The following is a 14,115-nucleotide window of genomic DNA, read 5'->3' on the forward strand; positions in this document are numbered from 1 at the left end:
GTTTATGGCCTCCTCGCAGCGTGCGATGTACTGCAGGGCCTGTTGTTGGACCCCCACGTCGGGGTATTGGGAGAGCACCGAGCGGAAGCGCGCCAGGGCCGCTTTGTAGTGCTTGCTCTTGAAGTAGTAGAGGCCGACGAGGAATTCGTGGCCGGCGATGCTCTTGAGGCACTCCTTGGCCTTTTCGTCGGCCTTGAGGGCGTAGGGGTCGTCGGGGTGCTGGCGGGTCAGGCGGTTGAAGGTTTCAAGGGCCTTGAGGGCGTTGTTCTGGTCTCGGTCGATGGTGTCCACCCGGTTGTGGTAACACAGGCCGGTCTGGTAGATCACATAGGGGATGGCCTCGTTGAGGGGGTGCAGGTTGGCGAACTCCTCGTAGGCCACGATGGCCTCGTCGTACTCCTCCAGCTTGAAATGGGCGTCGGCGATCTTCAGCTCGGCCAGGATGGCCAGCTTGTTGAAGGGGTAGTAGTCCTTGAGTTTTTCAAAGGAATCGATGGCCTTGCGGTAGTTGCCGCTGTTGTAGTGGTCCATGCCGTCCTGGGCCAGTTCCGGGGCGGACATCTCGTCCTTGACCTGGAACCAGCCGCAGCCGGAGATGAGAACCACAAGCGCCATGAGAAGCGGAAGAATCTTTTTCATATGGGCACGCTATTGAGGTAATGTTCGGCCGAATGGGCCGCCAGGGCGCCGTCACCGACGGCGGTGGTGATTTGTCTTAAGGGGGTGTGGCGCACGTCGCCGGCGGCAAAAACCCCCGGGACGGATGTCGCCATCTGCCCGTCGGTCAGGATGAACCCCCAGGCGTCCCGGGGGAGCTGGTCTGCCACAAAGTCGGCGTTGGGGGCGATACCCACCCAGACGAAAAACCCCTCCACGGGGAGCTCGCGGGTGTCGCCGGTTTTGACCTGCCGCAGATAGACGGCTTCGAGTTTCTGCAGCCCCCGGACGCCGGTCACCACAGTGTCCCACAGGATTTCCACGTTTTTGCATGCGCTTAGGCGCTCCTGCAGGATGCGGTCGGCGCGGAAGCGGTCGCGGCGATGGATCAGATAAACCTTGCGCGCGAAGCGGGCCAGAAAGGCGCTCTCCTGAACGGCCGTGTCGCCGCCCCCGACGGCGGCCACCACCTTGTCGTTATAGAAAGGTCCGTCACAGGTGGCGCAGGAAGAAATCCCCTTGCCGAAAAGCTCGGCCTCACCCGGAACCCCGAGGCGTTTGGGGCTTGCGCCGCTGGCAACTATCACGGCCCGGGCGCTCAGGCGACGGTCCGTCAGTTGGACGGCTTTCACCGCCCCGGCGAGCTCCAGGGAAGCCGCGGCATCGCCGATCAGCGGCACCCCCAGGTCCTCGACCTGCGAGGCCATATGACGGGACAGTTCCGGTCCGCTGACGCCCGCAGGGAAGCCGGGGTAGTTTTCGATCCGGTCGGTGGTCACCATCTGGCCGCCGGGCGTCACCTTCTCGATCAGGGCGGTGCGCAACCTGGCGCGGGCCGCATAGAGCGCCGCGGTCAAGCCGGCCGGGCCAGCGCCGATGATCAAAAGGTCGTAGTCAACCGATTGCATGCGGGTGGTGTCACAGGATGGATTTGATGGTTTCCTCGAGCTTTGACTTGGCAACCATGCCGGTCACCTGTTCGACCACGCTGCCCTCTTTGAAAAAGATCAGGGTGGGAATCGCCTTTATGCCGAATTTCCCGGGGGTTACGGGATTGTCGTCCACGTTGCACTTGGTGAATTTGATGCGGTCGCCGTAGGTCGCCATCAATTCGTCGATAACCGGCGCGATTGCCCGGCACGGGCCGCACCAGGGGGCCCAGAAATCCACCAGAACGGGTTTTTCCGACTTCAGGACCTCAGCGTCGAAACTGCTGTCTCCGATTTCCATAACGCTCTCTGACATGAGATTATCCTTTCGTTGGGGGGGGGTCAAATGGCCCACCGGCGACAATTTCCGAAAGTCCATTCCCCGGGTCGATGCGCACCCCACATCCGCCTCCGCCACAAGCCGAGCCACAATCCACGTGTTGCACGACCCAACCGGGCGCATTTACCGTAGCCGTCTGGTTTCGGACTTCCACCGGTGCGTCAACTATAGTGGCAAGACCGGGGGTTGTCAACCTCGCGCACCACCCGTCAACCCCGCTCATCAAGGGGGTTGACGGCGATTCGGGCGTTCGGTCGGGGGACCGCTGAGAAGGGCGGTGACGTCCGGCCGGGGGACTCATCGCCGCCGCCCGCGCTTTGGATTGACAGCGGCCGGTGGCTCTGGTACCTCATCAGACGGCGGGGGCCCGGCGCTCCCACCCCGTGAGGAAAGGAGAAAAAATGGAGGCCAAGCTTCGCATCGGTGCGCTGATATCCGGGGGCGGCAGCAACCTGCAGGCGATTATCGACGCCTGTGAGGGAGGCCGGGTCGACGGCCGGGTGGTGTTCGTGGGGGCCGACAATCCCGCGGCCAAGGGCCTGGGACGTGCCGAGAGGCACGGGATACCGACCTTCGTGGTGGACTACGGCGAGATCATCCGGGCGACCCGGCGGGGCAAGGGGCCGCTGCCGCCGGCGGATTTCAAGCCGGAAGAGGTCGTGGCCAAGCAGGCGCTTCTGCCGGAGGGCCGCGATCCCGGGGATGTCGCGCGCTTTTTTGCCAGCCGTGCGGTTGCCGAGTCCCGGCTGCTGGCGGCCATGGACGGCTTTGATTTCGACCTGTTGGTGCTGGCCGGCTTTATGCGCAACCTGACCCCTTACTTCATCGACCGCGTCAACACGGTGGCCGGCGAGCCGAGGATCATGAACATCCACCCGGCCCTGCTGCCGGCATTTCCCGGGGTGGACGGCTATGGCGACACCTTTCGCTACGGCTGCAAGGTGGGCGGCTGCACGGTCCATTTCATCGACTACGGCGAAGACTCCGGCCCCATCATCGGCCAGATGAGCTTCGCCATCACGCCCGAGGACACCCTGGAGAGCATGCGCGAAAAGGGGTTGGCGCTGGAATGGCAGCTCTACCCGGCCTGCATCCAGCTGTTTGCCGAGGGGCGGCTGAAAACCGTCCGGATGACCCACACGCTGCCCGAAGGCCGGACGCTGCAGCGCACGGTGGTGCAAATCGCCGTCTGAGGGGGTCTAAAGGACCTTGGCCATCAGGGGGATGGCCACCAGGGTGCCCAGCGAACTGCCGAGATTGGTGAACACCACCACCATCAGGATGCGGGTCACCTTGTTGTGCCAGAACCCGCGCAGCGAGAGGATGTCCACCGAAAGGTTCTCGAAATCCCGCACCCGCGGCTTGCGCGAGAATGCCTCCACCAGACCCGAAACCCAACCGGCGGCAATCATGGGGTTCAGGGAGGTCAGGGGGGCCGCCAGGACCGAGGAGAGGATCGTCAGCGGGTGGGCCAGGGCGATCAGCGCCCCCAGGCCGGCCAGGAGGCCGTTGGCCAGCACCCACCAGGTGATCATGTCGGCGCCGGCGGCGGCCCCGCCGCGGAAAAATCCCGCCACCATCAGGAGCAGGATGGCACCCGGAAGCAGCCACTTGAGCATGCCCGAGAGGCGGCTTTTGGGGGGCAGGGCGTTCAGGGCGTCCAGATCGACGGGGGTCTGCCAGAGGGCCTTGATGCCCGGCACATGCCCGGCGCCGACCACCGCCACGATCCTGCGCCCCGGGGCGCTGCGGATCTTTTCGGCCAGGAAGCCGTCGCGCTCATCGATCAGGATTTCCTTGATCACCGGCAGCGAGCGGCCGAGCTCCGACAGGACGGACTGCAGCATGTCTTCCTGCTTCATTCGCTCGATGTCGGCCTCCTGGATCTCGTCGGCCTGGCCCAGCGACAGGACCAGCTGCAGGATCAGCTTGATCTTGCCCCAGAGGCCCAGGAACCGCCAGACGCGGCCCAGGGTGATGCGGATGTCGCGGTCGGCCAGGTGAATGCCGGCCCCGGTCTGAGTGGCGGTCTCGATGGCGCTGAGCATCTCCTGGCCGGGGGCGACGTCGAGCTTTGCCGCAATGCGCTTCTGGAAGGCGGCCAGCATCAGGTTGGCGAGGAGCAGAAACGCTTTTTTTTCCCTGATCACCTTGACGATGTCCATGTCCTGCCAGGCGTTTTTTTGCTGGATCGCCTGGTAGCGCGTGGGGCAGAGCTCGACGCAGACCGTGTCGGGCTTTTCGGCTGCGATCACCGAGGTGACGAGATCCGCGCTCTCCCGGGAGACGTGGGCGGTGCCGATCAGGGTGATTTCTTTATCGCCGTGCTGCAAGCGGTGGATCGCCGGGTTTTCAGGGGTCGACATGGGGAGTTGTTCCTTGTTGTAATGTCCTGATACAGAAAACTGAATTCGATATTAATGCATTCGCCGGGTTGTGGCAAGCTGCCAGGGGTGGCAGGCCCCCGGCGCCAACTGGGCGAAAGGAACCAGAGAGATGCCGGATAAGATCGTTTCGTTGGAAAAGCGTGATGCCGCATTGCAAAAAGACCTGGAGCGGCTGCTGCAAATCGTTCCGGCCCGCCACCAGGGGGACGGCGATCTCCGGCAGCTGATCGCCTTCCGGCTGAAAATCGATGGGTTCACCCCCACGCGCAGCTATATCGTCCGCAAGCTTCGGGAAATGAATGCCTGCGGCTTCAGCGGCCGGATGTTCGATTACGTGAAGAACGATCAGGCCGAAAATACCTGCAGGGATCAGAAACCGGGGTTTAGCGACAACATACCCTGAAACCCCCCGGTTGCCGCGGGGTCCAGAAAGGAGGCGGTTGGTGGAAAAAAAGGTCCTGTTGGCGGTGGATGATTCCCTTCACTCCAAAAACGCTGTTGATTATGCCGTCCGGGTGGGCGCCTTTGCCCGGGATCTCTCCTACACCCTGTTTTACGTGCAGCCGAGCATTTCGCAGTTTCTGCTGGAGGAGGCGCGCACCAGCTCCCAGGCCAACGCGGAGCTCAAGAAGGTCATTCGCAAGAACACCGCCGCCGCCCGCGGTATTCTGGAGAAGCTCAAGGAGCGGATGGTCCGCAGCGGCGTGGATGCGGCGCGCATCGAACTGGAAACCGAACCCAAGGCCCTGGGACGCGCCAAGGACATCATCGAGCGCGGCCAACAGGGTCTCTTCGACGCCATCGTGGTGGGGCGCAGGGGATTGACCCGAACCCAGAAGTTTTTTATGGGCAGTCTGACCGCCAACCTGGTGGAGCACTCGCGGGTCATCCCGCTCTGGGTCGTGGACGGCGAGGTGACCGCCCCGGGGATCATCCTCGCCGTGGACGGCTCCGAAAGCTCCCTGCGGGCCGTCGATCATTTGAGTTTCATGCTCAGCGGGCTGCCGCCGGAGAACCGGATCACCCTTTTTCACGTCACGCCCCGGGCCGCGGACACCTGCGTGGTGGACTTCGAGGAGCGTGACAGCGCCATCGACGCGGTGGTGACCCGCGGCGACCGCCGCTGCGTGGATCAGTTTTACGCCCACGCCTTCAAAAAGTTCCAGGAGGCCGGGATTGCGGAGGCGCAGATCGAGGTGAAAACCTCCCGGCGCGGCGCCAATATCGGCAAGGCCATCCTGGGCGAGGTTCAAAAGGGCGATTACGGCACGCTGGTCATCGGCCGGCGGGGGATCAGTCGGGCATTTTTCATGGGCAGCGTTTCGCGCCACGTGATCGAGAAGGTTTCCGGACGGGCCCTCTGGATCGTCTCCTGAAGTCCCACGCCCTGGCGTTCAGGGCCTGGATCGGGCGGGGTCTCTTTGGGCCGCGGGCCTTTCGGCCCGCGGCGGGATGCGGGGAGAGGCGGATGCGGATCGAGGTGGAGTGTTACGCGGGCTACCGCGGCGAAGAAACCCCGCGCCGGATCCGGCTGGGAAAGGTCACGGTGGCGGTATGTGAAGTCCTGGACCGCTGGCTGGCGCCGGACCATCGCTACTTCAAGCTGCTGGGAGACGACGGGGCGCGCTACATCGTTCGCCATGACAGCCGCCGGGGCAGTTGGGAGCTGGTCTTCTACCAGCACGGCGAGTATCCCGTCCGGCCGCCGGGTGGTCAGGGGGAGTAGGGGTCCACGGCCGGGCCGCTGAAATAGCCCCGCTCGGGGTGCCAGGCGCGGATATTGATCTGGCGCGGAAACGCCCGGGACTTGAAGGTGGAGGTCCCCTGCAGGAGGCGCAGGCACTCCTGGATGCCTTCGGACATGGTCGGGTGCGGGTAAAAGGCGTTGACCACGTCTTTGAGCCCCTTGCCCTGGTCCATCAGCAATGCGATGGACATGATCGTACTGGAGGCCTGGGGGCCCGCCGCCCGCATGCCGAGGATTTTGCGGGCGTCGTCATCGCTGACGATGATTTTGACGAACCCCTCGGGGGCGCGCATGGCCATTGCGCGGCTGAGCAGGCTGATGGCGTAGTAGGCGACGCGGTAGGGGATCCGGTTTTTCTGGCAGGCCTTTTCGTTGAGGCCCACCGCCGCCACCGCCGGGTCGAAGAACATGATGGTGCTCATATTGTGGTAGTCGAAGCGCCGGCGGGGGCTTTCAAACATGTTGCGCACCGCCGTGCGGGCCTCCATTTCGGCCATGTTGACCAGGGCTGGGTGCGGGGTGACGTCGCCGGCCGCGTAGATCTGGTCTTTGACGCGGCAGTAGGCGTCGGTTTCCAGGAAGCCGCGCGTGTTGGGGTGGATGCCGAGCTGCTCGAGGTTGAGCCCCGCCAGGTTGGGGGTCCGCCCGATGGAGATCAGGACGGTGTCGACCTCCACGATTTCGGCGTGGCCGTCCGAAAAATCCAGGGTCACCTCCAGGTGGTCGGGTTCGGTGCGGATCCGGCGCAGCATCGCCGCGTGGAAGATCTCCACCCCGCGCTTTTCCAGGCTGGCGTTGACAAAGGCGCTGACGTCGGTGTCCTCGAAGGGGATCACCCGCTCCTGGTGGTCCACCAGGTAGAGCTTGGTCTGGCCGAAGTTGGAAAAGATGGTGGCGTATTCGCAGCCCGTGATGCCGGCGCCGATGATCATCAGGCGGCGCGGAAAGGCCTTGAGGTTCAGGACGCCGTCGGAGTTGATGATCCGGGTCTGGTCGGTGCGGATATTGGGGAAGTCCCGCGGGCGCGATCCGGTGGCGATCAGAAAAAAATCCGCTCGGAGCTCCTCCCGGCGGCCGTCGGGGTAGGCCACCGCGAAGCGCCCGGCCGGTCCCAGGCTGCCGCGTCCGCGCTTGAGGGTCAGGGATCCGGCGCCGGGCCAGCGGCCCGGGGTGAAGGTCTCGATCTGGGAGAGCAACTGGTACTGCTTCTCCTTGACCGCCTGGAGCACGGTGTTGCGCAGCGCGGGGTAGTCGATTCTCAGATCGCCTGCGCGGTAGCCCCGGTCGACCTTGGCCGCGATGGCGAAATCCTTTGCCAGCTCCCACATGGTCTTGGAGGCCAGCGCCCCCCACATCACGCCGGTGCCGCCGATTTCGCCGGCCTCGACGATGCACACGTGCCGGCCCAGGTCAAGGGCGCTCATGGCGGCGGCGAAGCCGCCGGGGCCGCAGCCGATGACACACAGATCGAATTTGTCCGGGGCGTTGACCGTCATTTTCTCCTGTCCGGCAGAGGGGGGCGGCGCACCGCAAGCGCGAATGCCCGGTTGCAATCGGGTTATAGGCAAAAGCCGCGCCCGGGTCAATAGCGCGCCGTGCCAGACGGATGCCGCAGCCCAACCGGTCCGCCAGGTGGCGGGGCGGACCGGTTCCCTTTGCGCGCCATCCGTTTCGAAAATCTCAAACCGCATCCAAGGAGGGGACCGATGAGCCTGCGCAGCTTCACGATCTACGACATCTTTCAACGCAACGCCGATCTTTTCGCAACGGACACCGCCCTGGTCTGCGGCGACCGGCGCATCGACTTCGGCGAACTGCGCGTTCGAGCGGACCGGCTGGCGGCCGGTCTGGCCGCCGAAGGGGTTCAAAAGGGCGACCGGGTGGCCATCCTGGGGCTCAACAGTCACCGTTTCTTTTACCTCTTCGGGGCCGCCGCATCCCTGGGAGCCGTGGTGGTGCCCATCAACTGGCGTCTTGCCACCGATGAGATCCGCTTCATTCTGGCGGATGCCGCCCCCAAGGTCACCCTGCTGGACGCGGCCCATGCCCCGCGGGTGCAGGCCCTGGCCGCCGACGGCGCCCCGACCGGCCGGCTCTTCGGCTTCGACGAGGGGGTCGCCGGCCTGCCCGCCATGGCCCGCCTGGAGACCGACGGCGCCCCGGCGCCCGTGGCGCTGGGCAGTGACGACCCCTTTTTGATCATTTACACCGCCGCGGTGGACGGCCGCCCCCGGGGCGCGGTGCTCAGCCACGGCAACCTGGTCAGCGCCAACCTCCAGACGGCGGTCACCATGGGGCTCACCCGGCGGGATGCCTTTCTCAACATGCTGCCGCTGTTTCACATCACCGATCTCAACCTGGCCCTGGCCGTGATGCACGTCGGCGGCAAAAACGTGGTGGCCGAAAAATTCGACGCCCGCCAGACCCTGGCCCTGACCACCGCCGAGAAGATCAGCGTGCTGGGCAGTTTCCCGCCGATTTTGTCCCGACTGCTGGAGGAAATGAGCGCCGGCGACTATGATGTGAGCTCCCTGCGGCATGTCAAAGGCATCGACAACCCGGAGACCATCCAGCGCTTCCAGGCGCTTACCGGCGGAACTTTCTGGATCCTTTACGGCCAGAGCGAAACCACCGGCTCCGTGACCCTCGGCCCCGCCTTGGAGCGGCCCGGGGCCGCCGGCCGGCAGCTGCCCATGATGCGCATCCGTCTGGTGGACGATGCCGACCGCCCGGTTGCCGTCGGTCACAAAGGTGAGATCACCGTTCAGGGGCCCCTGGTTTTTCAGGGTTTCTGGCGTCAGCCGGTGCTGGACCAGTCCAGCTTTCGCAACGGCTGGCACCATACCGGAGACCTGGGGCGCCTGGACGGCGACGGCTATCTGTGGTTCGAGGGCCGCAAGCCGGAAAAGGAGCTGATCAAACCGGGGGGCGAGAACGTCTATCCGGCGGAGGTCGAAAGCGTCATTCTGGAGCACCCGGCGGTGGCCGAAGTTTCGGTCATCGGTGTCCCCGACCCGCAGTTCGGCGAGGGGATCAAGGCCGTCTGCGTGCTCAAGCCCGGTGCGGATCTGAGCGCCGATGCACTGGCGGCCTTCGTGGCCTCCAAGATCGCACGCTACAAGAAGCCGCGCTACGTGGAGTTCACCGCCGCGCTGCCCAAAGACGCCGCGGGGCAGGTGGACCGCGCGCGGGTCAAGGCCCTTCACGGCGGAGCGGGGGCCTCGCAGTGACGTGGATCGGACCGGGGTCCCCGGCGATGGGGCCCCAAGGAGGCCGCGGATGAAGGTGCTGGTCACGGGCCGGATCCCGGATGAGGTTCGGGCACAGCTTGCAGCCGAGCACCAGGTGGTGGTCAACCCGCTGGACCGGCCCATGGCGCGGGAAGAGATCCTGCGGCGGCTGGCCGACACCGAGGGCCTGCTGTGCATGATCAGCGACGCGGTCGACGGCGAGCTGCTCGACCATGCGCCGCGGCTCAAAGCCATCGCCAATCACGGGGTGGGCTACGACAACATCGACGTTGTTGCGGCCACCGCGCGCGGCATTCCCGTCAGCAACACCCCGGGGGTGCTGACCGACGCCACCGCCGACATCACCCTGGGGTTGATCCTGGCGGTGGCGCGGCGCATCGTGGAAGGCGACCGCCGCAACCGCCAAGGGCGCTTCCGCCACTGGGCGCCGCTGCTCTTCCTGGGCACCGAGGTGACCGCCAAGACCCTCGGCATCATCGGTCTGGGGCGCATCGGGCGGGCGGTCGTCAAGCGCGCTCGGGGCTTCGAGATGAAGGTCATCTACCACAGCCGCACGCGTCTCGGGGCCCGGGAGGAGGCGGCCCTGGGGGTCTCCCACCGCAGCCTGGAGGCGCTGCTGGCCGAGGCCGATTTCGTCTCCCTGCACCTGCCGCTGACCCCGGCCACCCGCCACCTGATCGGGGCCGCCGAACTGCGCCGGATGAAGGCCGCCGCCTTTCTGATCAACACCTCGCGCGGGCCGGTGGTGGACGAAGCGGCCCTGGTGGCGGCGCTTGAGGCGGGCGTGATCCGCGGCGCAGGCCTGGATGTCTATGAAAACGAGCCGCGGATGGCCCCCGGGCTGGCCGAACTGGACAACGCCGTTCTGCTTCCCCACGTGGGCAGCGCCACCTGGGAGACTCGCAGCCGCATGGCGCGCCTGGCGGCCCGCAACCTGCTGGCCGCCCTGGCCGGCAGCCCGCCGCCCGATTGCGTCAACCCCGAGGTGTTTGCGGTGGGGTGAGCGCCGGCTGCGGGAGCCCGGCAGTTCAACCGCCCATCACGGCCGCAGCGGCTGCTGCCGGCCATGGAAACGGAACCCGATGCCCATGGAGAATTTTTTCAAGGTGACAGAGTTGGAAAGCGTGTTGGCACTGCGCCAAACCTTTCCGCTGGTGGCTACCGAGGAGGTCGCGCTGGCCGAGGCCGTCGGTCGCGTGCTGGCCGAGGCGGTGCACTCAGACGTGGATTTGCCCGATTTCAGGCGGGCCACCATGGACGGCTATGCGGTCCAGGGGGCGTCGACCTTTGGGGCCTCGGAAGGCAACCCCGCCTATCTGACCCTCTGCGGGGCCGTGCCCATGGGCCGGGCGCCCGATTTCACGGTCGGCCCGGGGGAGGCCGCCCGTATCGCCACCGGCGGGATGCTGCCCGAGGGCGCCGACAGCGTGATCATGATCGAGCACACCGAGGCCGTGGACGAGACCCTGATCGAGGCCTACAAGAGCGTGGCGCCGGGCCAGAACATGGTCGCCGTGGGGGAGGACGTCGCCCGCGGCCAGGAGGTCCTCTCCCCCGGCAGGTCCATCCGGCCCCAGGAGGCCGGGCTGCTGGCGGCCTTCGGGCGCAGCCGGGTGGCGGTTTTCAAACGCCCCGTGGTGGCCATCGTCTCCACCGGCGACGAGGTCGTGCCGGTGGACCAGACTCCCGGCCCGGGGTGCATCCGCGACATCAATACCTACACCCTCGCCGGGCTGGTGGCCTCGGCGGGCGGTGTGGCGTTCCCGCTGGGCATCGTGTACGACGACCCCCGCGAGCTGGAGGCCAAATGCCGCCTGGCCCTGGCCCGGGCCGACATGGTGCTGATTTCCGGCGGCAGTTCGGTGGGGGTGCGTGATTTCACCATCGAAGTGGTCTCCGGGCTGCCGGCGGCCGAGATCCTGGTGCGCGGCATCGCCATCAGCCCCGGCAAGCCGACGATTCTGGCCCGGGTGGGGCAAACCCCCTTCTGGGGGCTTCCCGGACATGTGGTCTCGGCGATGGTGGTCTTCGAGGTGGTGGTCCGGGCGTTTGTCGAGCACCAGGCCGGTTGCGTCGCCGGCTTGCGCCCCCGGCCCCGCCTGACCGCGCGTCTGACCCGCAATCTGGCCTCGGCCCAGGGGCGCACCGAGTTCGTGCGGGTTCGGCTTCTGGAGCGCGACGGCGACCTGTGGGCCCAGCCGGTCCTGGGCAAGTCCGGACTGATCCACACCATGGTCCAGGCCGACGGGCTGGTGCGCATCGGGCGCAACACCGAGGGCCTCGATCAGGGCAGTCCGGTGGCGGTCCTGGCCTTTCACTAACCTCCCGCAAGCCGCGCCCGGCTCCCGGGGCGGCGGAGCACGCAATGACATTCAAACGCAACGTCTACCTCGAGATGAAGACCCTGGCCGAGGCGCGCGCCCTTTTGTTCGCCCATTTCGCCGACTGCCTGATCCGCGACCGCGAAACCGTTGCCGTGCCCGATGCCGTCGGGCGGGTGTTGGCCGAGGCGGTCAGCGCCCGGCTCTCCTCCCCCCACTTCCATGCTGCTGCCATGGACGGCATCGCCGTGCGGGCCGAGGAAACCTTCGGCGCCAGCGAAACCCGTCCAGTGACGCTGGCCATCGGCGCCAACGCCTTTTTTGTCAACACCGGCCACGTGCTGCCGCCGGAAACCAACGCGGTGATCATGATCGAGCAGGTCGTGATGGCCGCCGAGGATCGGGCCGTGATCGAGAAGCCGGCCTTTCCGTGGCAGAACGTCCGCAAGACCGGTGAGGACATCGTGGCCACCGAACTGCTGTTTCCCCGCAACCACGTGGTCACGCCCTATTGTCTGGGGGCGTTGCTCTCCGGCGGGGTGACCACGGTGGCAGTGCGACGCAGGCCCCGGGCGCTGATCATCCCCACCGGCTCGGAGTTGGTGGACTGCATGCAGACCCCGCCGGAGGCCCTGCTGCCCGGCCAGGTCCTGGAGACCAACAGCATCGTCCTGGGCAAGCTGGTCGAGGCCTGCGGTGGCGTCTGCACCCGCCACGCCAGGATGCCCGACGACCCCGAAGCCATCGGCGCGGTGGTGCGCGCGGCGGCCGCCTCGGCCGACTGCGACCTCATCCTGACGGTGGGCGGATCATCGGCCGGCACCAAGGACCATGCCCGCGAGGTCGTTGCCGGGCTGGGGACGGTGCTGGTCCACGGGGTGACCATCATGCCGGGCAAACCCGTGCTGCTGGGGGCGGTCAACGCCAAGCCGGTCTTCGGCATGCCCGGCTACCAGGTGTCGGCGATCGTGGCCTTCGAGCAGTTCGTGCAGCCGCTGATCCGCCGGATGCTGGGGGTCCCGGACGAGGAGCGGCCCCGGGCGGCGGCCCGGCCGACCCGCAAGATCGCCTCCAAGCTGGGCGTCGAGGAGTTCCTGCGGGTCAAGCTGGGCATGGTGGGTGAGCGCATCGTGGCCACCCCGCTGCCCCGCGGCGCCGGCAACATCACCTCGCTGACCGAGGCCGACGGCATCCTGCGGATCCCCGTCGCGGTGGAGGGGGTTTCGGAAAACGAGCCGGTGACGGTCGAGTTGCTGCGGCCGCTGCCCTCGATCCGCAACACGGTGGTGATCGTCGGCAGCCACGACAACACCCTGGATGTGCTGGCCGACCAGATCAAGGCGACCCGCAGCGACCTCACCATTTCCTCCAGCCACGTGGGCAGCATGGGGGGCCTGATGGCGCTTCGCAAGGGGGTCTGCCACCTGGCCGGCTCCCATCTGCTGGACACCGCCAGCGGCGAGTACAATATCCCCTACATCCGTCGGCTGCTGACCGACACGCCGGTCCGGCTGGTGAACCTGGTGATCCGGGAACAGGGCCTGATGGTGCGGCCCGGAAACCCCAAGGCCATCGGCGGGATCGCCGACCTGAGCCGCTCCGACGTGCGCTTCATCAACCGCCAGGGCGGCTCCGGAACGCGCATCCTGCTGGATTACAAGCTGCAACAGCTGGGGCTGCAGCCGGAGGAGATCGCCGGCTACCGCAGCGAGGAGTTCACCCACATGGCCGTGGCCGTGGCGGTGCTCAGCGGCGCCGCCGATGCCGGTCTGGGGATCTACGCCGCCGCCCGGGCCCTCAACCTGGATTTCATCCCGGTGGTGACCGAACAGTACGACCTGGTGATCCCGCTGGAGCACCTGGAAACGGAGAAGATCCGAATTTTGCTGGAGACCATCAACACGGCCGAGTTCAAGCGCGCCGTCGGCCGGTTGGGCGGCTACAGCACCGACAAGACCGGTACCTGGGTGCTCTAGCCGCCTGGGAGGGGGGATGCGCTACCGCCTCATCGATCATACCGCCGATACCGGGGTCGTCCTGGTGGCGGCGGACGGGCCGAGTCTCTTCGAAAACGCGGCCTTCGCGCTGTTCGACCTGCTGACCGATCTGAAGCGGGTTGAGGGCAGGCAAACGCTGACCCTCGACGTCGCCGGCCAGGACTGGCCTGACCTGATGGTCGCCTGGCTGCGCGAGCTGCTCTATCTGTGGGTCGGGCGGGGGCTTCTGGTGAACTCCGCCCGGGTGGAGGGGCTGGAAAAATACCGCCTGAGCGCCACCGTCGCGGTGGAACCCTTCGACCCCGAGCGGCACGCCATCAAAACCGAGATCAAGGCGGTCACCTACCACCAGCTGGCGGTGACATCGGGGCCGGACGGGTGGCGGGCGCGGATTGTTTTTGACATTTGAGGCCGGTGCGGCCTGCGTCGCACCGGGGCGTCAAACGTCGGGGGCCGCTTTTTGCACCGGCAAAATCGGCCCCCCCC

Annotated in this window: 14 protein-coding genes; 9 read left to right on the plus strand and 5 right to left on the minus strand. The window is 66.5% G+C overall.

What is annotated here, in order from left to right; genetic code table 11:
* The 3 genes from LJE63_10395 to trxA form a co-directional block, all read right to left on the minus strand.
* Positions 1 to 639, minus strand: a 639-nt coding sequence (locus tag LJE63_10395) for an outer membrane protein assembly factor BamD (GenBank protein ID MCG6907021.1), incomplete at its 3' end; no start/stop codon positions are given.
* Positions 636 to 1,565 (minus strand): thioredoxin-disulfide reductase, encoded by a 930-nt coding sequence (gene trxB, locus LJE63_10400; GenBank protein MCG6907022.1) that lies wholly within the window; start codon positions 1,563 to 1,565, stop codon positions 636 to 638. The genes LJE63_10395 and trxB, both read right to left, overlap by 4 nt.
* A 10-nt stretch (positions 1,566 to 1,575) precedes the next feature.
* Complete coding sequence (trxA, locus tag LJE63_10405) at positions 1,576 to 1,902, minus strand: thioredoxin (GenBank protein ID MCG6907023.1); 327 nt, start codon at positions 1,900 to 1,902, stop codon at positions 1,576 to 1,578.
* 425 nt (positions 1,903 to 2,327) lie between these two features.
* Between trxA and purN the strand changes: the two genes are divergently transcribed.
* Positions 2,328 to 3,119: a phosphoribosylglycinamide formyltransferase gene (purN, locus tag LJE63_10410; protein MCG6907024.1), complete on the plus strand. Its 792-nt coding sequence runs from the start codon at positions 2,328 to 2,330 to the stop codon at positions 3,117 to 3,119.
* A 6-nt stretch (positions 3,120 to 3,125) separates the two neighbouring features.
* On the opposite strand, the gene LJE63_10415 is transcribed toward purN, so the two are convergent.
* Positions 3,126 to 4,292, minus strand: a complete 1,167-nt coding sequence (locus tag LJE63_10415; protein MCG6907025.1) for a TraB/GumN family protein — start codon at positions 4,290 to 4,292, stop codon at positions 3,126 to 3,128.
* Positions 4,293 to 4,422: 130 nt separating this feature from the next.
* Here LJE63_10415 and LJE63_10420 point away from each other — a divergent pair, with 130 nt between their 5' ends.
* From LJE63_10420 to LJE63_10430, 3 genes are all read left to right on the plus strand, one after another.
* Complete coding sequence (locus tag LJE63_10420; protein MCG6907026.1) at positions 4,423 to 4,716, plus strand: hypothetical protein; 294 nt, start codon at positions 4,423 to 4,425, stop codon at positions 4,714 to 4,716.
* Positions 4,717 to 4,756: 40 nt separating this feature from the next.
* On the plus strand, positions 4,757 to 5,689 hold the full coding sequence (locus LJE63_10425; protein ID MCG6907027.1) for a universal stress protein: 933 nt from the start codon (positions 4,757 to 4,759) through the stop codon (positions 5,687 to 5,689).
* Between the two features lie 92 nt (positions 5,690 to 5,781).
* Positions 5,782 to 6,039, plus strand: a complete 258-nt coding sequence (locus tag LJE63_10430) for a hypothetical protein (protein MCG6907028.1) — start codon at positions 5,782 to 5,784, stop codon at positions 6,037 to 6,039.
* Here the strand turns inward: LJE63_10430 and LJE63_10435 are convergent.
* Entirely contained in the window at positions 6,027 to 7,556 is a 1,530-nt protein-coding gene (locus tag LJE63_10435; protein ID MCG6907029.1) for an NAD(P)/FAD-dependent oxidoreductase, read from the minus strand. The genes LJE63_10430 and LJE63_10435 overlap by 13 nt on opposite strands.
* 210 nt (positions 7,557 to 7,766) lie before the next feature.
* Here LJE63_10435 and LJE63_10440 point away from each other — a divergent pair, with 210 nt between their 5' ends.
* The 5 genes from LJE63_10440 to LJE63_10460 all read left to right on the plus strand — a co-directional run bounded on the left by LJE63_10440 (position 7,767) and on the right by LJE63_10460 (position 14,038).
* The gene (locus LJE63_10440) at positions 7,767 to 9,290 is read left to right on the plus strand and encodes an AMP-binding protein (protein ID MCG6907030.1); all 1,524 of its coding nucleotides are present in this window, start codon (positions 7,767 to 7,769) and stop codon (positions 9,288 to 9,290) included.
* A gap of 49 nt (positions 9,291 to 9,339) precedes the next feature.
* Positions 9,340 to 10,314 carry a D-glycerate dehydrogenase gene (locus LJE63_10445; GenBank protein MCG6907031.1) on the plus strand — a complete coding sequence of 325 codons (975 nt, stop codon included), beginning with the start codon at positions 9,340 to 9,342 and terminating at the stop codon, positions 10,312 to 10,314.
* Positions 10,315 to 10,399: 85 nt separating this feature from the next.
* A complete protein-coding gene (locus tag LJE63_10450; GenBank protein MCG6907032.1) occupies positions 10,400 to 11,632 on the plus strand; it encodes a molybdopterin molybdotransferase MoeA in 1,233 nt (410 codons plus the stop codon).
* Between the two features lie 44 nt (positions 11,633 to 11,676).
* Positions 11,677 to 13,608 carry a molybdopterin biosynthesis protein gene (locus tag LJE63_10455; protein ID MCG6907033.1) on the plus strand — a complete coding sequence of 644 codons (1,932 nt, stop codon included), beginning with the start codon at positions 11,677 to 11,679 and terminating at the stop codon, positions 13,606 to 13,608.
* 16 nt (positions 13,609 to 13,624) lie between these two features.
* Entirely contained in the window at positions 13,625 to 14,038 is a 414-nt protein-coding gene (locus tag LJE63_10460; GenBank protein ID MCG6907034.1) for an archease, read from the plus strand.
* Positions 14,039 to 14,115 lie beyond the last annotated feature (77 nt).

The sequence above is a fragment of the Desulfobacteraceae bacterium genome, assembly GCA_022340425.1.
Lineage (GTDB): Bacteria > Desulfobacterota > Desulfobacteria > Desulfobacterales > JAABRJ01 > JAABRJ01.